Origin of the sequence: Bdellovibrio sp. HCB290, from assembly GCF_047305925.1 — a bacterium.
In the GTDB taxonomy this organism is placed as follows: Bacteria; Bdellovibrionota; Bdellovibrionia; order Bdellovibrionales; family Bdellovibrionaceae; genus Bdellovibrio.
The window spans coordinates 3668918-3689911 of record NZ_CP178620.1 but is presented as its reverse complement, the minus strand read 5'-3'; the positions used below and the strand labels follow the sequence as shown (position 1 = coordinate 3689911).

The 20994-nt window shown below is 45.6% G+C and carries 14 protein-coding genes; 4 read left to right on the top strand and 10 right to left on the bottom strand.

Going from position 1 to position 20994, the window contains the following annotated elements; translation table 11 throughout:
* Window positions 1-41 precede the first annotated feature (41 nt).
* The 3 genes from ACLVWU_RS18010 (at window position 42) to ACLVWU_RS18000 (ending at window position 4769) form a co-directional block, all read left to right on the top strand.
* Window positions 42-2228, top strand: a complete 2187-nt coding sequence (locus ACLVWU_RS18010) for a TadE/TadG family type IV pilus assembly protein (protein ID WP_413576279.1) — start codon at window positions 42-44, stop codon at window positions 2226-2228.
* Between the two features lie 79 nt (window positions 2229-2307).
* Window positions 2308-3786, top strand: coding sequence for a hypothetical protein (locus ACLVWU_RS18005; RefSeq protein ID WP_413576278.1), 1479 nt, complete (start codon window positions 2308-2310; stop codon window positions 3784-3786).
* Window positions 3787-3794: 8 nt separating this feature from the next.
* A complete protein-coding gene (locus tag ACLVWU_RS18000) occupies window positions 3795-4769 on the top strand; it encodes a hypothetical protein (RefSeq protein ID WP_413576277.1) in 975 nt (324 codons plus the stop codon).
* Between the two features lie 2 nt (window positions 4770-4771).
* Here the strand turns inward: ACLVWU_RS18000 and ACLVWU_RS17995 are convergent, their stop codons facing one another.
* The 4 genes from ACLVWU_RS17995 to ACLVWU_RS17980 form a co-directional block, all read right to left on the bottom strand.
* Window positions 4772-5764: a sugar phosphate nucleotidyltransferase gene (locus ACLVWU_RS17995; protein ID WP_413576276.1), complete on the bottom strand. Its 993-nt coding sequence runs from the start codon at window positions 5762-5764 to the stop codon at window positions 4772-4774.
* The gene (locus ACLVWU_RS17990; protein ID WP_413576275.1) at window positions 5761-6798 is read right to left on the bottom strand and encodes an aminoglycoside phosphotransferase family protein; all 1038 of its coding nucleotides are present in this window, start codon (window positions 6796-6798) and stop codon (window positions 5761-5763) included. Before ACLVWU_RS17990 ends, ACLVWU_RS17995 begins: the two co-directional genes overlap by 4 nt.
* Before the next feature lie 25 nt (window positions 6799-6823).
* Window positions 6824-7696, bottom strand: a complete 873-nt coding sequence (locus ACLVWU_RS17985) for a hypothetical protein (RefSeq protein ID WP_413576274.1) — start codon at window positions 7694-7696, stop codon at window positions 6824-6826.
* Between the two features lie 202 nt (window positions 7697-7898).
* Entirely contained in the window at window positions 7899-9455 is a 1557-nt protein-coding gene (locus ACLVWU_RS17980) for a sigma 54-interacting transcriptional regulator (RefSeq protein ID WP_413576273.1), read from the bottom strand.
* A gap of 375 nt (window positions 9456-9830) precedes the next feature.
* Between ACLVWU_RS17980 and ACLVWU_RS17975 the strand changes: the two genes are divergently transcribed.
* Entirely contained in the window at window positions 9831-10640 is an 810-nt protein-coding gene (locus ACLVWU_RS17975; protein ID WP_413576272.1) for an alpha/beta hydrolase, read from the top strand.
* Window positions 10641-10654: 14 nt separating this feature from the next.
* On the opposite strand, the gene ACLVWU_RS17970 is transcribed toward ACLVWU_RS17975, so the two are convergent.
* From ACLVWU_RS17970 to ACLVWU_RS17945, 6 genes are all read right to left on the bottom strand, one after another.
* Entirely contained in the window at window positions 10655-12373 is a 1719-nt protein-coding gene (locus ACLVWU_RS17970; protein WP_413576271.1) for an ABC transporter ATP-binding protein, read from the bottom strand.
* A gap of 21 nt (window positions 12374-12394) precedes the next feature.
* Window positions 12395-15316, bottom strand: coding sequence for an excinuclease ABC subunit UvrA (uvrA, locus tag ACLVWU_RS17965; RefSeq protein WP_413576270.1), 2922 nt, complete (start codon window positions 15314-15316; stop codon window positions 12395-12397).
* A 20-nt stretch (window positions 15317-15336) separates the two neighbouring features.
* Window positions 15337-18015: a penicillin-binding protein 1A gene (locus tag ACLVWU_RS17960; protein ID WP_413576269.1), complete on the bottom strand. Its 2679-nt coding sequence runs from the start codon at window positions 18013-18015 to the stop codon at window positions 15337-15339.
* 95 nt (window positions 18016-18110) lie between these two features.
* Entirely contained in the window at window positions 18111-19592 is a 1482-nt protein-coding gene (locus ACLVWU_RS17955) for a hypothetical protein (protein WP_413576268.1), read from the bottom strand.
* 91 nt (window positions 19593-19683) lie between these two features.
* Window positions 19684-20148 carry a large conductance mechanosensitive channel protein MscL gene (mscL, locus tag ACLVWU_RS17950; protein ID WP_413576267.1) on the bottom strand — a complete coding sequence of 155 codons (465 nt, stop codon included), beginning with the start codon at window positions 20146-20148 and terminating at the stop codon, window positions 19684-19686.
* Between the two features lie 15 nt (window positions 20149-20163).
* Window positions 20164-20889 (bottom strand): YdiY family protein, encoded by a 726-nt coding sequence (locus tag ACLVWU_RS17945; protein ID WP_413576266.1) that lies wholly within the window; start codon window positions 20887-20889, stop codon window positions 20164-20166.
* Between the last annotated feature and the right edge of the window lie 105 nt (window positions 20890-20994).

Sequence of the window (20994 nt, the reverse complement as noted above, 5' to 3'; positions counted from 1 at the left end):
ATTGCCTCTGCGCATGCTATACGCGACAATAATCAAACGACATGAAGAAAAGCCAACCACCACCTATTCAAATACTGAAAAATCGCAAAGGTCAGGTGGCACTTTTTGTTGCGCTTATATTCCAAATTCTGTTTATCTTTTTTGCCATGGTGGTCAATGTCGGACTTCTGGTCCACCACAAGATCAACCTGCAAAACTCTGTGGATTTTGCCGCGTACTACGGAGCGATGAAGCAGGCTGAAAACATGAACGCCATCGCACATGTGAACTATCAGATACGTCAAAGCTGGAAATTACTTGCTTGGCGTTATCGCATGATCGGAACTGCCGGGGATTTCGAGGAACATCCGCTATTGAAAGATCCGACACGGGGACTGACATTGCGACCGGGGTCTGCGGATACTGATGACATCAACATGAGTGCCAGGGATTTTTACGATGCTCCTTCATTCTGTGCAACCTATGTTCCCTTTAAACCGATGCCGGATGGCGAGAATACGTGTAAATACTTAAAAACGAACAGTGGCATTAGGATTTTTGAGAAAAGTAAACCGATTGCCTTTCACCATAGTATCAATGCGGCGATCAGTAATGCCACAGAGCTACTGCGAAGTCGTGCCTTTGAGCGGTGTCGTTACTTCGGTGCATTTAACTACCGTCTTCTTGCTCAGTACGTAGTGGCTTATAACATCGATCAGGGTGATCGGATGTTGTTGATTGCGGCGATGTCCCGATCAATGAGTAACAATACCAGTGACTTTTATGATTTGGACGGGGACAGCGTAAAAGACGGAATGGTGAAGACTTTGCGAAACAATCTGACTTCTGCCAACAATAACAGTGAGCTGAAGGTGCAGATCTATAATTCACTGGGGGCTGAGGGTTGCAACAATCCCGCTTCTGATAAGATGCCAGCAAAATGGTTGGTGCCGATCAGAATTGCTCCGGCTTTCAACTATATCGATACGGAATGTCGTCAGGAATCGAACCGTATCGACTCTGTTCCAAAGGAGCTGGCAGCAGATCCAAACAATTGGCCCCGCGAAGTTCGTGAGGATCAGGGGCATCCACTATGGAGAGAGATCAGTGAGCTCTCCCAGTATGTCGGACTTCGCCAGAATATTGAAGATCCCTACAACTATTCGATGGGTGTCGAAAAGAATCCATGGTGCATGGCTTATGTTGGGGTCAGTGCCACATCCACTCCAAATATTCCATTCTCTCCACTCGGGGCTGTCCAGTTAAAAGCGCGGGCCTTCTTTAAACCGTTCGGTGGCCGAATGGGTCCGTGGTATGAATCGCAATGGCCGTCGGGTTCTGAGAAGTCAACGGGCGGTGGTAAGATGGATGAAAACCTTCCACCAAGAATTTTCGATACTGGTAATATCGGTAATCCCAAGGATGCGACACGGGCAGGTAACTATAGTCGCTTTGTTGGTGACCCCGTGGGGTTGAAAAGTCGAAACATGTTGTTTCAGTTTGGTCGCGCAATTTTCAGATTGGATCCGACCTGGAGTCAGAATCGCTCTAACACGACTGCGGATCTTCGCGACAATGCTCCGAACTTTGACCACTGGAAGCAGTTGCCATTTGATTTTGCCAAACAAAGTTCAGGAAATGGAGACCTTCTGGCGTGGAGCGAAGAGGCCCGCGGGCCATCGCGCTTTAGAAATTTGGAATTGTTAGCAGTTCTTCCGGATCAGTTCGACATGGCTTACTATTCCATCGAACCGGATTTTTATCACAACTACTACAAGCGCATTAAAGATAAGTTCATTCCTAAAGTTGTGGCGGGGTTCGATAAACTGGTGCGCCCTGATATTGGCTATCACAAGGACTATAATCAGGGTGGTGAAAACCTGGAAGCATTCAGTGTGAAAGATCAGTTTAAGGTTCTAAAGAATCCAGAGATTCGGGAACTGCAGCTTGATATCGATCAAAAGCTAACCTATGTTTCCAAAGACTGGAAGAACGTGCTTACCGGCTGGGCTGACAATGGCTTGCTTGACTACTCTTTAAACACCGACAAGTTAGGTAAATGTACAATCGAGCCAAAATACGATGGTGAAACTCCTGCTCCACCAACCTCGGGGAATTGTATAGTGGGTGGCAGTACGGGCTATTCAGTTAAAATGATTTCCTCGGATTATTTGAACTCTGAGCTGCAACTGGGTGGAGATAACTCGGGCAGTGCCAAGATCAAGAATCTACCGCCGTCTGACTTCTAGTTTCATTCGCATATTCTCGAAATGAGACACTTAAGATTCTCTGACTTTTGTCCGAAAAGAGACAGGTAGGGGAATATCTATGAGAAATGCGATTCTTCGCGTGTTTACGATTCTTTTCACAATGTCTTTCGTGTATTCACCCGCTTTTGCGGCGGAACCTACTAGGCATAGTAGTGAAGCCAAAGTTGAAAAGGAAAAACAAGGTTCAGCGGCACCAAGCACTGTAGCTAGCGACACCACCAAAGCTCAGGACATGAATGAGGCGGAAGCCGGCGGGTTGGTTGCAACCAAAGCTGACTTCATGAAATTCTTTTCTGAATACAAAAGATTGGCGAACGGAAAAATTTTGGATACGAAATTCAAAGCAGCTGATGCCGCTTACTGGAAGTATCTGGATAACTGGGATACTTGTGTAAATGGCCAGAAAGCGGCTGCTTACGCCTGCCTGTCAAACTTAAGTCCCAATATTCAGGATGGAGTCGCTGCGATTAATTCCTTGATGGCGGTAGCTGGAGCTGCAGCAGTAAAGGACAGTTGTAGCTCAATGGGTAAGGCAATGGGCATTGCACAAGCTGCCTTGACTGCGTACACCGCAGCTTGTGGTGCAGCAAAAGGTCACTGTGGTTGGTATTGTAGTGCAAGTATGAAGGCATTGCCCCAGTTGCAGCAGGCCCTATCTGGTGACTATAAATGTCAGAACGATCAGGATCCGTCATGTGCTCAAAGCATGAGTCGCTATGCGGATTTGCGTGCAACTCTTTTGAATTTGGCTAAGCAAGAACTTGCGCCAAAGGATGTTCAATCAATCGCTGGAAAAACAGAGATTTGTACAAGTAAATACGCACAACTTTTACTGTCCGCAGGCACAGGTATTTATGGTGTCGTAAATGCGATCAAACAAGCAAATAGTTGCGAAGATGCTTCCAATGCTGATTCGTCGGTTGCGGGATCAGAAACAACCGCTGAAAAGTGTGCGGTTGCATCCAATGCGAATCTTCCAGAGTGTATCTGTTTAAAAAATCCAATGCTTGAAGGTTGCGGATCTACTGCAGCTAGAGCCTCCATGAACGCTTCCGAAGGTGGGCTTTCTGCCTTGTCTGCTGGAAGTACAGAAGCTGGTAAAGATGGTCTTTCGGCTGCTGACCTTGCTGTCGGCGGTGGTGAACCTGATTTAGGCGGTGCTCGCAGCCCATCTAGTTCTGCTGGTGGTGTGGGTGCTCCTGTCGGTGGTGGCGGCGCCAACTTGGGTGGTGGCAGTGGCTTCGGTGGCAGTGGCGCTGCGGGCGAAGGCAAAGATGCACAAAAAGCGCTTGATACAAATATCCTTGGCGGCTCCGGTGGTGGTGGCGGAGGTGGAGCATGGGGCTCTGGTGGTGATGGTGACGGGGACAAGTCCGGATACCGCAGCTATTTGCCCGGTGGTGCGAAAGATCCTTTAAAAATGAATGGCGGCGCTACGAATGCAAGTAAGGAAGTTACTGGCCAGGGTGGTAAATCCAACTGGGAAAAAGTTCGTGAACGTTATCAGGACAACCGGTCTTCTTTACTAAATAACTAGGGGACAGAATGAAGATGTTTAAAACCATAACTAAATCGGTTTGTATTCTAAGTATCTCGATGTCTCCAGCGTATTCGTTGGCAACATCCGGGGTCGATGGGACGTCGTCCTCGACGACTAAATCCGCGCAGCCTGCTGTGAACAGCTCTGCAAATGATGCGGCAAAATCAAATAAAAAGGGCGAGGCATTTAATGCCGTGGCCAGTGCTACAGAGTTTGGAATTGCTGCGATCAATTGGTCTCGTTGTTCATCGGATGACAAAAGTGCTTGTGCGGTGGCCGCTGCATTCACGGCAATGGCGATTCTATCGATGAAACAGGCAAAGGAAAACGGCAATAAAGCGGCGCAGTCCATGTATACGGGCGATTTGTCAGACGCCTATGGTTCAAATGGAAATTACAATTCTTCAGTGGCAAATGATCCTGAATACAAATCTGTTGCGGCTGTTGGCTCTGATTATATGAAGAAAGCTGAGGCGGGACTTAGTGACTTGAAGGCAAAAGGACTGGTGAACAGTTCAGCTACGAAAATCACTTCCCCTGATGGCAGCACTTATAATGTTTCTGATATGTCATCTCCGGCGGGGATGGCAGCGGCAGGTCTTCCTCAGGGTGCAATTGATTCTGCGATGGCGGGGTCAGCACAAGTTGAAAAGAAAGCGCTGGAGAAAGTTAAAATCGGATCTACAACGGCAGTTAATGGATATGAAGAAGGCGGCGGTGGAGGTTCGCGCTCACCAAGCAATTCAGAGTCTTCGGGCTCGGGTGGCTATTCAGGTTATGCGGGTGCCGGATCAGGTGGGTCTTCAAGCCTGCTTGATAAAGATCCTTCCAGACTTGCTGCAGGAATGAGTAAGAACTATAACGGAGAGCCGATTGGCGTTGCCGCTGATAGTATCTTTCTGATGATGTCCCGACGCTATAAAGTAAAAGAGAGTCAGGACTCGTTTTTTGGTGCAGCTGATATTGATTTAAAAAAATAGTTCTATAATAAGATGGTGTTGCTGACGCGAGTGCCGTCAGCAACCGTCACATCATCCCCGATAATGACATTTTCAAGCGAGCAGTCCTTACCAATGACTGTTCTGGATCCGGCGCAAACAAAACCCGAAAATTTTGAATTGTTATCAATCACAGCTTCTGACGAAAACTGTAGAAGGGCTTGATTGAAATTCTGCGTGATAATCCGTGATGTAGCAAACTGTGCAAATGTTTTCTCAAGCGCCTGTTTTTCCGGGGAGTCAGGTGCCACTAGAATTTCCAAGCAATGCTTGGAAGCCTCTAAAAGATCTGCGGGATTTCCGGTTTCAAACCAGGTGCATTCAAAAGGAAAAACTTGGGCCTTTTCGCCTTTCGCAACACCTGCCATCACACCGTCATAAAGGATGTTTGAAACACCTTTTTCAGGAAGATAGTTAAAGATTCTTTCAGACAGAATCTGAACGCCAATAAAATGCCATGCGTTTTCGCTGCCTTCGATTTTTGTTTTGCCAAAGCCTTTGATGTTGCCTGAGTCGTCAGTCCACACGCCACCGAATTTGGTGCCAACTTCAGGATGATTCATAACCATCAAAGTTGAAAGTGCGCCAGTGGCTTGATGGTGGGCAATGGCTTTGGAAAGTATTTGGGAATCTTTTGGAAGAATGACTTCATCAGCGTTCATCATGATGAAATCGCCGCCACCTTTTAAGTGCTCACGGGCATTGCTTAAACCGCCGCCGCTTCCCAGGATTTCACCAACCTCATCACAGAAAACAAGTTTGTTGGCGCCGTGGTTAATTCTGTTGAAAAGGCTGTGGATCTTTTCTGGCAGGTGATAGGTGTTCACGACCAGTTTGGAAATGGAAACTTCTTGCAGAAAACCCAGGGAGTGAGCCGCCAGTGGCAAAGTCAAAAATGGCATGGCAGGTTTGGGCAACAAATTCGTATAAGGGCGAAGGCGGGTGCCTTCACCAGCTGCAAGAAGCATTACATTCATAGAGATTCGTACTTTCTTTCAAGCGCACCTGAATCAATTAGAATGTCAGCAAAGACCTTATACTCTGGGAACTCATTGATCGCTTTCATAACGCGTCTTAGGGTGCCTGAAAGGTACTTCAAGTAACGACGATCTTCACGTTGATGGAAGAAGCTTGCGAAGCTGCCGCACGCCTTAAAGCAGCGCTGAATGGATTGAAGCTCATAGATACGATCAAAGTGTTCACGAGAGAAATCTTTCGGTAGATACTGCTTTGATTGTTCCAAATAATAGTTAATCAGCTTGTTTGCCATTTCGTCACTCATGTCGACATATGAATCACGCATCAGACTAACCAGGTCATATTGAATCGGACCGAGGCGCGCGTCCTGGAAGTCGATTACATGAACTTTATCAAGTTTGATCATCACATTGCGGGAGTGATAATCGCGATGAGCAATTCTCTTTGGTTCAGCATCTAATCTTGAACAGACATCCAAAAAGATATCGGAAATTTCTTTATTGGTTTTTTCATTGAAAGGAAATTTCAGCACGCCGGCCAATAAGTTGTCTTTGCCATAGTTCATTTCCCAAAGAAATTTCTCTGTATCAAACTTCATCTTAAAGGCAGAGCAGTTGGGATCATGATCAAGTGTGGCTTTATGATGGATCTTTACGACCTCATCTACTGTCATCTTGTACCACTCCATGGAAGACTCGTGGCTTTGGCTTTCCCAAAACTTTCTTTCCAGCATCAAGTCGCCCAAATCCTCCTGAAGAATAAGTCCTTCGCTGGGGGACATAGCCACAATTTTTGGAACGTGAACGCCGTTTTTGGCAAAATGATTAAGGACGCTCATCAGCGGATAGTTCGCTGGATCAAAAGGCTCCCAACGCATTAATACCCAGGACTGATTGTCGTGTACCACGCGGTAATAGCGGCGATTCGAGGCATCTCCTGCAAGAGAAAACACCTTGAACGAGTCTGTGGAAAGGGAGCGGCTTAGAAAAGAATTTAGAAAATCATCGTGAGTGACCATAAGAAAAATTCTCACAGACACTCACTGTAAATACAAGGACTTATGTAAGTTCGGGTTCCTTCAAAAAGAACAGTTCCAGAACTTCTCTTAAGCCTTGGGTATTCAGTGGAGCACGGTCCACCTCGAAACAATTCACAGAAGCCTCGTCAACCAAGTCAGACGCCAATCCCTCAACTTTTGCCAGGTCTTCCAGGCTTAAAGCGGAACTTGTGATAATCAACGGTTCGTCGGATTCGTGTTCTTCGCGCAGATAGTCCAACAGCAATTCCTGTTCTGCAGGATTCAGTTCCTCGATTTTCTCGACGAAAACTGTCATTGCACCCATTTTTGCGATGTCGAAACTGGAGTGAAGCTGACCTTTGATATCTTTAAAAGGTACGAATGCCCAGCGACCTGTCAGCTCGTGAAGTTGAAGTGCAACCTTCTTGTTGGTTGTTTCTGTAGAGCCTTCAAGATGGATCAAATGCGATACAAGTTCAGTGGATAGACCTTTGGCCAGGTCGTCAGAGTTATCTTCAAGAATTTCGTCAATGCTTGGGAGCGTGTCGTCGCCGAAGACATGAAGATTTTCTGTAGCAAAGTTAGCTTTGCTAATTTCAACCAGATTGGATTCTTTTTGTTCAAGATACCATTTGTACAATGCGGGTTCCATAACCATGCGAATCAACTGAGTTACGCCCTGGCGTTTTTCCGCATTAAGATCCAGCGCCGAAGGTACAATTGCCGTACCCAGCAAGGAACCGTTTACTTTTATTGGAACGTGAAAGTCAGAGCCGCGAAGATAAGTGTCCTGATCAGTTTGCACTGACGACATATCCATCAACTGCCGGATATATAGGTCTTTCCCATAGCGAGTTTCCACAAGCTGCTTCAGTCGAATCATGAATGATGAATCCATAGTTGTATTTTGCATACTAAACACACCCCTTAACAAAAACCCTTATATACAAAGACAATGCCAAGCGCAGGGGAGGTTGGGAAAACTGCATATTTTCAGGGCTTTAGGTGGTGTTGGTGCAAAGAAAAAGGGCCTTGAAGTTAACCTTCAAAGCCCTCTATTTTTAGTTCGAACAGGTAATTAATTTAGGGTCAATGCCGTAAATCAGCGCCGCAAATTAGCGGGCGATCTTACGCTTATCCAAGCCGTATTTTTCGACTTTCATGATAAGACCGGCGCGGCTGATACCCAGTTCTTTTGCAAGTTTGGATTTGTTCCAACCTGTGCGACGAAGACCCTCACGGATCATTTCGCGCTCTAGATCTTCCAACGCATCCTTCAACTTACCTTGCAAACGAGAACCTTGAACTTTGTTCTTTTCGCCAGCCTCCAAAATTTTTGGAGAAAGCAATTCACCCATCAATTTTGATTCTTCACCGGAAAGAACACACAGTCTTTCGATTTCATTTTGCAATTCACGAACGTTACCTGGCCATGGATAGTCGTACAATTTTTCAAGAGCACGCTTCGTCAATTGGTGTTTAACACCGCCTTGAGATTCATGGATTTTGTTCAAGAAGAAGTCCGTCAGGAACGGGATGTCTTCTTTGCGCTCACGCAAAGGCGGAACGCGAATGTTGATAACATTCAAGCGGTAGTACAAGTCTTCACGGAATGTACCTTGCTCAACCATCTCTTTAAGGTTTCTGTTCGTCGCCGCAACGATACGAACATCGACTTTTCTCATTTCAGTCGCACCCACTGGAGTGAAAGTACCTTCTTGCAATACGCGAAGAAGCTTAACTTGCATTTGTGGAGAAGTATCACCGATCTCGTCCAGGAAGAATGTTCCTTTGTCTGCCATTTCGAAAAGACCTTTTTTGTCTTTCAAAGCTCCAGTAAATGAACCCTTAACGTGACCGAACAATTCTGACTCCAACAAGTTGTCATTGAATGCTGAACAGTTTTGGATGATGAACGGTTTTTCTTTACGGTGAGAGTTATAGTGGATCGATTTTGCGATCAATTCCTTACCTGTACCGTTTTCCCCTTGAACCAGAACGGTCGAGTCTGCACCTTTGATTTTATCAAGCAAGGCGTACAAAGACTGCATTGGTTTGGATTTACCGATCATGTTGTCGTACTTGAATCTATTGCCAAGTTCTTTATTCAATTCTTTGATGCGATCTTCACGAGAAGTAATCTCAAGGTGAAGAGTCACGATCTCTTGAGCAACCAATTCACACACCTCAGTGAAGTGAGTGCGTTCATGGTCATCCAGGAATTTCAATTTACCCAGACATTTTTCAATCACTTCACCGGACATACCGAAAGCGGCCAAGCGCTCACGGATTTCGGTCATGCGAGATGAAAAGTTTGCTTCGCGGAAGAAGCCCATCGCTACCACAGTGCCGACGCAATCATTTTCGATCATGATTGGGAAAACACCCACGTCAAAGCCAACAATGTCCCACTTGCGAAGTGAAAAGCGGTTTTGAGATGTGCGAAGATCATCAAGTGATTTAGTTACAAGCTCAGCGATGCTGGCTTGACCGGCTTCTTTATTTACTAAAGCAGCGATAGCAGGATTGTTGAAACCAGCTTTGCCAGAGTCATACCCTCTTAGTGCACCTCGTTCGTCAGTGAATACAACGTCGATATTCCACCAAGCGCTAAGGATATGTTTGAGTTTTTTAATCACATGTATATGTTCAAACTCATCCCAATTAATCATTTCAACTCCCTTTTAATTTTCTAGAACTTTCAAACTGTCGATATTTTTATCGTCAAGAAACTAGACGGACTTGAGGGTTGTGTCGAAAGTTCATGCAAACCCGGACCTTGGTCATATAAGTTTTGTGCACAAGAAGTGCAGTTTGTTGAAATAACACCGTGATTTCTTGCGCTTAGAGATCGACTCATTTTGAAACGAAAAAGTGATGTGTTATCGTTGCTGAATATGAAATGTCTAATTCCATGCATACTTTTATGCTTTCTATCGTTCAAAGTTTTCGCAGAAACTCACAAGTGTGAACCTTACGATGCAAAGATATTCAATCAACGTGTCTTCATTTCGCGTTGTCTTTCGTCAAAATTCTTTTCAAAAAGTTTGAACAAGAATGTTGAATTCAATGTGATAGTTCCTCCGGGATATATGCCGGATGCGGCAACTCCTTATCCCTATGCGATATTCTTACACGGTCGCGGCGGGGATCGTGACTCCTTGATGTCAGCGGGAGGTCTGGAAGCCTATGATCAAACCATTCGCGCAGGAGCTCGGCCCTTTCTGATTTTTGCACCGAATGGGCAAAGTCACTATTGGATGAATGGAGCCAAGTCTAAAGTAATGATGGCGGACATGGTGACGAAGGATTTAATCGAATTCATTGAGACAAACTTTCGCGTTTTTCCCAATGAGCCTTGCGACCGCGCGTTATACGGAATTTCTATGGGCGGCAACGGTGCTTTGCAGTTGGGTTTAAGCAATCCAAAACTTGTCTGTACGGTTTATTCTTTAAGTCCGGTGTTTAGAACTCCTGCGGAGATTTGGACTCCCAATAGCAACAGTGTGCAACCTCAAGAGGACTATTATTCCTATGGTGTGGGTAAGGACTTCGAAGCGCGCAGTGCCCGTCATATCTGCCAGAAGCTGAAGAAGCCAGGAAGCGAACGCTGTCTTCCATTTAAAAGCTTCAGACTGGAAATTGGCTCAACAGATTCTTTCCTTAAGGACACTCCGGATACCAAGAAGTTCATTGAAGAGCTTAAAAAGAATCATCCTGAGTTTGAAATTGGCATCAAGGATTGTGATCTGAAGGAAGTCTGTGATCAGAAGAAAGACTGTAATTCACATGCGAACACTTACTGGCAATGTCGTATGCCGCATGTGATGAAGTGGTTGTCGGAGCAGTTTAAGTAACTGCTCCAGATACCTTAGCTGTGCTGTAGGCTGTGGAAATTGTGGTACTCGCCCTGAAGTGAAAGCAAACTTGCGTGAGTTCCGATTTCAACGATTTGGCCTGCTTTCATAACCACGATTTTGTCTGCTTTTTGGATCGTTGAAAGACGATGAGCAATTACCAGGGCCGTACGGCCTTCCATCAAGTGATCCAGGCCCTTTTGAACTTCGATTTCACTTGCTGTGTCCAAGGCGCTTGTCGCTTCATCCAGGATCAATACTGGCGCATCTTTAAACATCGCACGTGCGATGCTGATACGTTGTTTTTCCCCGCCTGAAAGCAGGTTGCCACGGTCACCCACGCGGCTGCGATAGCCTTGTGGTGTTTTCATGATGAAGTCATGAGCGTTTGCAAGTTTCGCCATCTTTTGGATGTCGTCACGGCTACGGTTGTAATCGCCAGCCCAAATATTCTTTTCGATGGAATCACTGAATAAGAAGACATCTTGAGTAACTAGTGCAATGTTGCGACGAAGATCTTTTAGGCCCAAATCCTTGATATTCACGTCATCGATCAGGATTTCGCCTGATGTAGAGTCAAAGAATCTTTCCAGCAGATTTACGATCGTGGATTTACCGCTGCCGCTTGATCCGACCAATGCTACAACTTCGCCGCGATTAATTTCAAGATTTACGTTTTTTAGAATCAGATCTTTGCCATAGCTAAAGCTGACATTTTTGTATGTGATTTTTTTCCAGTCTTTAGGGAAAGGAATTGGGTTTGCCACCTCAGGAACCTCAGAAGGATTTTCGATGATCTCGAAGATACGACGAGCGGAGATCGCAACTTCCTGAATACGGATGTAGGCTTCTTGAATTTTTTTGATTGGTGCATTCGTCATCAAAAGGGACGCGATGAAGCCAATAAAGTTACCTGGAGTGCCGCGCCCAGCAGCTATCTCATAGCTGTTGTAAAGCAGGATTAAGGGAACGAGTGCTGTTGCGATAAACTCAGTCGCAGGACCGGCTGCTTCTTGGCGTTTGAAAACGATTTTGCGGATTTTTAGGAAAATGCTTGATTCATCTTCCAAGCGCTTTGCCATATCTTTTTCAAGATTGAAGGATTGAATCACACGAACGCCGTCCAAGCTTTCCTTGATTGTAGATGTCATGTGTTCCAATGTTTCGCGTTCTTGCGGGATGTATTTGCGCATACTCCGAGCGACAGATTTTAGGATCATCCCGATCAAAGGAGTTACAATTAGAACTGCCAGTGTCAGTTTCCAGTCGATTCTGATCAAATTTATGATCAGACCCACCAGTAGAAGAGGATAAAGAAAAATATCGGCAATAACCCGCAAGCCATCTTGAATGGTTTTGATATCATTCAAGATACGGCTGATAAGACCGCCAGATCCAGTCGCATAGGTATTGTGAAATGATAGATTCAACTTCATGAACTTGTATTGAAGCTTTTCGCGGATTCGTGAAACAACTGCTTCAGCGATATAGTTCATGTTGTATAGATGATAGTAGCGCGAAACAGCCTGAATGAATCCCAAGCCGATAACGATAGGAATTTGTTTTTTTAGCTCAACTTGGTTATTGGCCGAGAGCGCATCAAATAGAACTTTGGACAAGAATGCGATTTGCGCAGACGCAAGCGCATAGGCGACGCCCGTAGTGGCAACAACGGTGAAGCGTTTTTTGTGGGGCTTAATTTCAGCAAGTAACTTTTTAATCTCAGGTAGCATTCTACTTCCGTCTCGCGGGTATTATGCATTCCCGTCGATATAGCGTTTTAAGTATTGGCCGGTCAGGCTCTTTTTAGCCTTCATGATGTCGTCAGGGGTTCCGTGAGCAACAATACTACCGCCTTTTTTACCCGCTTCAGGGCCTAGGTCAATAATATAATCAGAGCCACGGATCACGTCCAAATTATGCTCTACGACAACGACGCTTCCGCCTGTTTCGATGAGCTTATTAAGAACTTTCATCAACAGGTCCACCTCACGGAAGTGAAGGCCTGTCGTAGGCTCATCTAGAATATATAATGTCGCCTTTTGCTGAACCTGGGACAGTTCTTTAGCGATCTTAAGGCGCTGGGATTCACCACCACTTAGTGAGTTCGCAGGCTGACCCAATTGCAGGTAATCCAAGCCCACTTCCTTCAAGACAGAAAGTGGCTTACGGATGTTCGGGTGCGCAACAAAGAAGTTCATGGCTTCAGTCACGGTCATCGCCAGGATTTCAGAAACATTCTTGTCTTTGTACTTAATTTCCAGGATTTCGTTGCGATATTTTTTACCGTCGCACACGTCACATGGAATAACGACGTTATCCATGAACATCATGTCGATTTCTTCATAGCCCGTTCCCTTGCAGGCCGGGCAACGACCGCCATCCACATTCAAGCTGAATGTACCCGGAGTGTATCCCCGAGACTGTGATTCAGGAGTTGTGGCCATGATCGTACGAATAGCATCGAAGGCTTTTAAGTAAGTGATCGGTGAGCTGCGCGCAGATTTACCAATCGGGGATTGATCGATCAAAAGAACATTTTTAATGTGATCAACACCTTCAAGGCCTGCGTAATCTTGCGCTGGAAGGTACTCTAAATCCAAAGCGCGGGCTAATGCCGGATATAAAGTTTTGGAAATCAAAGTTGATTTTCCGGAACCACTGACACCCGTGACGGTTACCAGGCGATTCAAAGGAATTACCACATCCAGATTCTTAAGATTGTGGCCTCTAGCACCTTTAAGTTCGATTTTAACTTTATAAGTATCAATATCCACCGGGCGAATCGTACGAAGATTTGCCGAATGCTTATTATCTTTCAAATAAGGGACCGTGTTGGACTTGGCGTAGTTATAGAATTCTTTGGTAGGGCCGGAATAAACGACTTCTCCACCAAGATATCCAGATCCTGGTCCCATCTCGATGATGTTTTCGCTGGATTTGATCACATCGTGATCGTGTTCAACAATTACCAGGGTATTGCCCAGATCTTTTAGGTCCTGAAGAATAGAAATCAGTCGGTCATTGTCACGGGGATGTAAGCCCACTGTGGGTTCGTCCAGCACGTAAAGTGCCTGGGAAAGCCCCATGCCCAATTGGTTGGCCAGAATCAAACGTTGATACTCGCCGCCAGAAAGAGTTCTGGTTTCGCGATTCAGGGAAAGATAATGAACACCCACGCGAATCAGGAATTCCAGGCGCGAACGAATCTGTTTTAAAACTTCACCGGCCACTTCCGTCTGATGCGGGGTAAGTTCGATTTTTTTAAAGAACTCACAAAGATCCTCAATGATCATGGAAGACAGATGATTGATATTCGCGCTGCCCACCAAAACATGGTTGGCTTCTTCACGCAGGCGAGCACCTTTACAATCAGGGCATAAGAAAGGACTGCGGAAGCGTGCTATAAAAACGCGGACGTGCATTTTGTATTTGATCTGATCCAGGTATTCAAACAGACCGCGCACGCCAAAGAAATCGTCATTACCTTTCCAGATAACTTCGCGATGCTCTTTGGGAAGATCCTGCCACGGAGTATGAATATCGATCTTGGCCTTCTTACAATACGCCAAAAGTTGCTTCTTTTCGTGGGCGGCACTTGGCATCCAGAAGGGACTTAGCGCCCCTTGCGCCAAACTCATCGAAGGATTTGGAACTACTTTGGCTTCATCGATATCCAAAATATTTCCAAAGCCTTTGCAGGTAGGACATGCGCCGATGGGGGAATTGAAGCTGAACAATCTGGAAGTCAGAGGTGGCGGAGTGTAGCCGCACACAGGACAGGAAGATTCTTCGCTAACCTGCAGGCGCTGTCCTTCGGTAGTCAGGATTGTAGCCTTGCGGGAAATCAGATTGGTATTGTACTTGATACTGGCTTCGTAGGCTTGGGTCATTGAATCGGCAATGCGCCCGCGTTCATCGGCATTGAAGCTCATACGATCGATAATCAGGTAAAAGGTTTCCTTCGGAAGTCCTTTTTTAATTGCAGCAGGATCACCAATCTCAACCACAGTTCCCATTTCTTCGTTCGTCAGGCTGGACTGAGCGACCGGGATGCTGATGACTTCTTCCACTGTTTTTTTAGTGGCACCTTTGGTTTTTGTTTTTTTAAGCGTGGCCTTTTTTACCGCAACTGGTTTTACAGTGGGTGCAACTTTTGGAATATAAATGCGCAAATAGCCATCTTGTAAAAGCAGCGAGTGCAACTTTTTGGCCTGAGCAACACGTCCGCTCTCTGTAATCTCCACCATGATGTAGCCACGTTTTCCCGTGAATTCTTTGATCACTTTATCAGTGGCTTCAGTGACGCTTTCTTTTTCAGTGGGGCAGTGATGTGTCGGGCAATAAGACTTGCCGATTTTTTCGTAAAGCAGGCGCAGATAATCAATGATTTCAGTCGTTGTGCCAACCGTAGAGCGCGAGCTTTTAACGGTGTTCTTTTGTTCAATCGAAATTGCCGGCGGAATATTGCTGATGCCTTCAATGTCAGGCTTCGGTGCTTTGTTCAGGAACTGACGGGCATAGTTGGACATGCTCTCGATGAAGCGGCGCTGACCTTCGGCAAATAGAGTCTCAAACGCCAGAGAGGATTTCCCTGAACCACTCGGGCCGCAGATCACAGTCATTTTACCGACCGGGATCTTGACCTCGATGTTTTTAAGATTGTTCTGTTTCACACCCCAGAGGTGGATATCCTTCACTCAGAGAAATCCTGTTTGTAAAAGTCTGTTGCTTCTTCTTGCTTGCTGGAAGCAGCAGTGGGTTCAGTTCCTTCAGCGAAGGCCTGGCGTAGGATGTTCTTAGTAGAAGCATTCGCAAGTTTGCCAGTTTCACTGTCAATATTTGCAAACACGATACCATCGGGAACTGGGAAAGTCACTTGAGGAAGTCCTTCGTGGGCTGCTTTCATGTATTCTACCCAAATTGGCAATGCGGAGCGGCCACCGACCTCGCCCTTACCCAGACTTTTTTCTTTGTCAAAACCCACCCAAACGCCAGTGGCAACTTGAGCTGTATAACCAATGAACCACGCGTCATAGTAGTTGTTCGTTGAACCAGTTTTACCGGCGACTTCGCGACCTAATGCTCTTGCGCGGGCGCCAGTACCGTTCTTATCTTCAACGACACCACGAAGAAGTGAAGTCATCACGAACGCAGTGGTTGGTTTGATCAACTGATCTGGATCCTGGAAGAAAAAACTTTCAGCCATCGCTGCTTTTTTTGGATCTTTCTTTTTGAACTCTTCAAGCTTTGCAGGCTCTGCTGCAAGTGCCAGATACTCTTTGCGACGATTCTCGAAATCATCTTCATAAGGTTTCATTTCACGCTCAAAGCGAGAGTCCAAAGAAACATTTTCCAGAATGGTTTTTCCGTCCGCATCAGCCACTTTATGGATAACTAGCGGACGTGTACGTTTACCCAGACGACCGAACTCTGAAAATGCTTTTGTCATTTCATACAGGGTCACGCTCGAAGACCCCAACACGAGAGTGAAGTCGGGATTCAGTGGGCTGAAGATTCCTAAGCGACGGGCATACTCGGTTGCCCAAGGAACACCAACGTCTTCAATAATTTTTACGGCAGGAATATTCAAGGATTGTGAAAGAGCATTTCTGACAATGATGTCGCCACCGAAACTCTTTGAGTGATTCGCGGGCTTCCAGGCCTTGGTATCTTTGGAGTCACCCTGACCTTCTTCATCACCCACGGAACCTTCATACACCAACGGAGCATCCATGATTGGAGTTGCCGGGTTGTAGCCCTTATCCATAGCAGATGCATAGACAATTGACTTAAATGAAGATCCGGTTTGGCGAGGTGCCTGAATGGCGCGGTTGAATTCGCTGCGCGCGAAATTCACGCCACCCACCATGGCAAGTACATCCTGGGAATCTTGATCCAAAGAAATCAAAGCGCCTTCAACCAAAGGCTCTTGATCCAACTCCAGGTCAACATAGCGATTGAAGTCAGGAAGGTTCAAAGGTGCAGATCCCTTTTTAGGTGCAACGGCTCTAGTAGTCGTAAACTTGTCGCCAACAATCTTAACCTGAATCACGTCGCCTTTTTTTAAAGCTTCGGATGGTTTCTTTATTGTCGCCAGGTCATAGCGTTTATCTGAATCAGGCTTACGTGCCCAAGTCATGGAATCAAAATCAATCAGACCCTGGGAGTCAGCGATCTTCACGTAAACCAAGCCCGCATTGTCGTCCACATTCATTACAACACCTTGAACGGTGTCTTTGATTTTAATGTATGAGGGAAGAAGAGGGTGCTCTTTAGCGGCCTTAGGATCAACCGGTGCAACCAGATCCGCGTACTTACCATCAGGCTGAATAATTCTTTCAGGTGTCGAGTCGCCGATTAACTTCGTTCTGTTTTCGTTGATAAAGTTTTCAATATCAGAATCTGAAGCGATGTTTTTAATCGGACCACGATAGCCCTGGCGTTTATCCAGACTTTTCAAACCATCCATGACGGATTCTTGAGCTGCTAATTGTTTTTGCAAATCCAATGCAGTGTAAATACGCAAGCCCTTATCCAGAACCATGTTTTCACCAAGCTGGGCCACCAGCATCTGACGGACAGTTTCCAAATAGAATGGCGCAAGCTCTTCGTAGTTTTCGCGAACGTAAACTTTAACAGGCTCTTGAATTGCATTCTCGGCTTGTTCCTTCGTGATGAAGCCTACTTCTGCCATACGACGGAGAACGTAAATCTGTCGTTCTTTGGCGCGGGAAGGATTGCGAATCGGATTGTAAGCACTTGGTGCTGTTGGCAAGCCCGCAAGAATTGCCATCTCAGGCAATGTCAGCTTGCTGACCGGTTTGCGATAGTAAGTTTGAGCAGCTTGCTCAACTCCGTAAGCACCCTGTCCAAAATAGATTTGATTCAAGTAAAGAAACAGAATGTCCTGCTTGGACAGATTCTTTTCCATTTCAATCGCCAAAAGAATATCGCTTAACTTACGAGTCAAAGTTTTCTCTGAAGACAGCATCAGAGTTTTAGCCACCTGTTGAGTGATCGTGGATCCACCCTGAACAGAGCGACCGGCGCGAAGGTTGGCAAGGGCCGCACGGAAGATCGCCTGCGGATTGATGCCTTTATGCTGGAAAAACTGATCATCCTCTGCTGCGAGAAATGAATTTACCAGGTCTTTAGGAATTTTGTCGTAAGGAACCAAGGTGCGGCGTTTGCGGAAGTATTCGCCGATCTTTTTCCCATTGCGATCATACACCTGACTGACCATCTCAGGTTTGTAGTCTTGAATCGTGATGATTTGGGGAAGATTTGACTTAACAGTTTGATAGGCAAGTACGGCGCCAACAGCACCAAGAATACCGAGAGCGACAATTGCCAGGATGATTTTTTTTAACACTGTAAGGGGCTCCTTTAACGAAGCCCCATTCTAGCAGTGTGTTGTTTGAGGGTCCAGACGTACTGGGCCGAAGGCGAGTGTTTCCGGAGGAATAGTTAGCTTCTTCCACCTTGGGATTCTGAGTTTCTATTCTTGATTTCGGTACCACCACCGCAAGCGGTCTCAACATAGTCTTGCAGTTCTTCGATTTCCTGCTGTTTATCTGCCATTTCTCCAGAGATGGCAGAAGCGGTGGTCGTAGCACCCGACGGAGGAGCTACCCCGAGTTGGGAAATCTGAGCATTCAAACGCTTGGTCTTTTCGCCATAAGTCTCAGTTTTCTTGGCGATAGTTTGAAGTTTTTGATCCAGCTTTTGCTTTGCAGCTGTCATTTTATTTTGGATATTCTGCATAAGCTTGGTCATGTTCTGATCAGCTTGCTCACCCTCTGTTTTTGCTTGCGCTTTGATTTGATCTAGTTGAGATTGTGCCAAAGTCAGGGCGTCGTCGATGCGAGTCATCTTATTTTGCACTTTTTTGATGTTGTCTTCCAGTAGTTGCATTTCCTGATTCTTGGATTCCATCAAGGCCTGGCGTTTTTGTTGATAAACTTCCATGCAATCATTCCAGATCGCAATCAGGTCCTGCTTTTGCTTCTTAGCTTTGGAGATCATTGTTCCTGATGATAGCCCACTAAGTGAAGCATCTTTCGCCATGACTGCTTTTTGATCCACGACAGCTTTCGTGCAGGCACGTTTAGCGGAGGCTTCAGTCATACCAATTAACTGCAGACTTCTATCGCGTTCGGCGGTTATTTTTTTACCATTTAAGTCCAAAAGTTGTGTACCAAGTTCTTCTAACGACTCCTCAGAGTCGCTATTAATTTTTTGGTAACTACTTATTTGTTCGCGTTCTTTGTCAGCAAGGTCACGTTTCTTACCTTGCAAGTCCTCTTGAGCCTTGTTCAGGTCTTCTTGAAGATCTGAGATTTCCTTATTGAAGTCTTCTTGAACGTCTGCTTGATCGTCAGAAAGTTTTGCAAGGTCCTCTTCAGTTTTATCAAGATCGTCTGTGTACTTATCTTTTTTGTCGAAATAGTCTTGGTAGGAGTACTGTGGACATCCAGATGCACGACCTTGCCCCATGATTCCCAAGGCACTCCCAAGAGCATTGTCGGAACCCAAGGCTGTTGCACCCAAGGAGTACATATCTAACTGACCATCGTCGCCAGCATCGCCACTGCACGCAGCGACCTTATCGGCACAACCACTTCCCGCGCCAGCATCTCTGCACAATTTAGATAGATCTCTTTTGGCATCTTGATACTGATTGCGATAGTCGCGGCACTCCAGCGCTTGGGAGTAGTTACTATAGTTTCCCCCTCCGAAGCCGTTATTTCCGTTGTTGTTACTATTACTATTGTTATTGTTATTGTTATTGCTGCTAGAGCTATTTGAGTTGGAATTCGAGCTCGAATTTGAGCTTGAACTTGAACTCCGTGTCTCCGCACCAGCTTGAATTGATATAAGTGTCGAGATGACGAGTGTGCAAACTAGTTGAACACCTGTATTTTTCTTGGTCTTTGTATTGGAATACATTGTCATTCCCCCTGATGTTAAATAATGGCTGCAATTGCAGTACCAATTATCGTCACTTTCAGAGGGAAAGTTTACGCCTCAATATGAAACACTAGACGTTCATCGAGGGAGCTTTGCCTGAATTAGAGCTGACCTGCAAACTTCCGCAGGCTGAACATTTTCTCGCTGCCAGAGGAATATTAGTCAAACACTCTGGACAGGTTTTGGAGTCTGCGGGTTTGACCTCTTCTTTTCTGAAGCGATTTGCCGCTTTAACGATCATAAAGATCGCAAATGCCACGATCACAAAATCGATCAGAGCATTCAAAAAGATCCCATAATTCAGCGTTGCCGCACCCGCTGCTTTTGCCGCAGCTAAAGTGGGATAAGCTTCACCGTTCAGAGTCACAAACATGTTTGTAAAATCGATCTTGCCCATTCCCAAGCTTAGCACCGGCATAAGCATATCACTTACGAACGATCCAACGATTTTGGTGAAGGCAGCACCGATGATGATACCCACAGCCAGATCTAAAACATTGCCCCTCATTATGAAGGTTTTAAACTCTTTTAACATACCAAAATCCTTTCTTTAGAATTTTGCGACAAGATTCAAAGTTGAAGTCGTTGCAGTATATTCCCCTGGAGGAGGAGGTTCGTTCTGATATTGTACCAGATAAGCCACCTTCAAAGAGAAGATGGAATTTAACATAACGTTGATGGAGGCTTCTGAATTTACTTGGTAGCCGTCAGGGTTTGTCATGTTTGGCAAGTATTCAAGCCAGTATCTGAATGAGAACTGTTTGTCGATCTGTGTGTTAATTTCAGTATAAAGACGTAGCATCTGATCATAAGTCGTTCCGATGCTGACATTCTGTTGTTTTGAGTAACGATAACCGGCCTCTACGATCCAGTTGAAGGTGTCACCCTTAGTCAGCCAGTACTTGAAACCGATATCTGTAGAGTCACGCTGGATATAACCAGAAAAGATATCGCTCTCAACTTTCTGACTTGCAAAAACTCCAAGGTAGTCTGTCAGTTCGCGATCATAGCGAACACCGAAGTTCCAGTTGCGGGCGCTTTCGACATCATTGGCTTCTGTACGAATGTACTGTCCAAAAGTGCTGTAGATATTCTTTTCTTGCTGATAAGAAGCTTTGGCTTTCGCCGCGTAGTTTTCTGAATCTGAATTGCCGGTCACCAAAATTGCGCCAGCTTCAGCCTCGCCTTTAAATGGTGGAGGGGGTGCTTCCTGCGCATGTGCGGCCAAGGTCAGGATAACAACAATGGGAATTAATAGAACTGAAACGAACTTCATAATGTAACCTCCACACATATTTAAGTGTGGTCTTGCATGAAGAGTCAAAACACCGCGCATATAAAAACTTGATGAGAAATGACAGATTATTTGCTAAAATGACGG

Excerpts from the sequence above, each read along its gene's own strand:
- ACLVWU_RS17955 (WP_413576268.1), bottom strand. The coding sequence starts at position 19,592 with ATGTATTCCAATACAAAGACCAAGAAAAATACAGGTGTTCAACTAGTT.
- ACLVWU_RS17995 (WP_413576276.1), bottom strand. The coding sequence starts at position 5,764 with ATGAATGTAATGCTTCTTGCAGCTGGTGAAGGCACCCGCCTTCGCCCT.
- ACLVWU_RS17980 (WP_413576273.1), bottom strand. The coding sequence starts at position 9,455 with ATGATTAATTGGGATGAGTTTGAACATATACATGTGATTAAAAAACTC.
- ACLVWU_RS18005 (WP_413576278.1), top strand. The coding sequence starts at position 2,308 with ATGAGAAATGCGATTCTTCGCGTGTTTACGATTCTTTTCACAATGTCT.
- ACLVWU_RS17985 (WP_413576274.1), bottom strand. The coding sequence starts at position 7,696 with ATGCAAAATACAACTATGGATTCATCATTCATGATTCGACTGAAGCAG.
- ACLVWU_RS18010 (WP_413576279.1), top strand. The coding sequence starts at position 42 with ATGAAGAAAAGCCAACCACCACCTATTCAAATACTGAAAAATCGCAAA.
- ACLVWU_RS17970 (WP_413576271.1), bottom strand. The coding sequence starts at position 12,373 with ATGCTACCTGAGATTAAAAAGTTACTTGCTGAAATTAAGCCCCACAAA.
- mscL (WP_413576267.1), bottom strand. The coding sequence starts at position 20,148 with ATGTTAAAAGAGTTTAAAACCTTCATAATGAGGGGCAATGTTTTAGAT.
- ACLVWU_RS17945 (WP_413576266.1), bottom strand. The coding sequence starts at position 20,889 with ATGAAGTTCGTTTCAGTTCTATTAATTCCCATTGTTGTTATCCTGACC.
- ACLVWU_RS18000 (WP_413576277.1), top strand. The coding sequence starts at position 3,795 with ATGAAGATGTTTAAAACCATAACTAAATCGGTTTGTATTCTAAGTATC.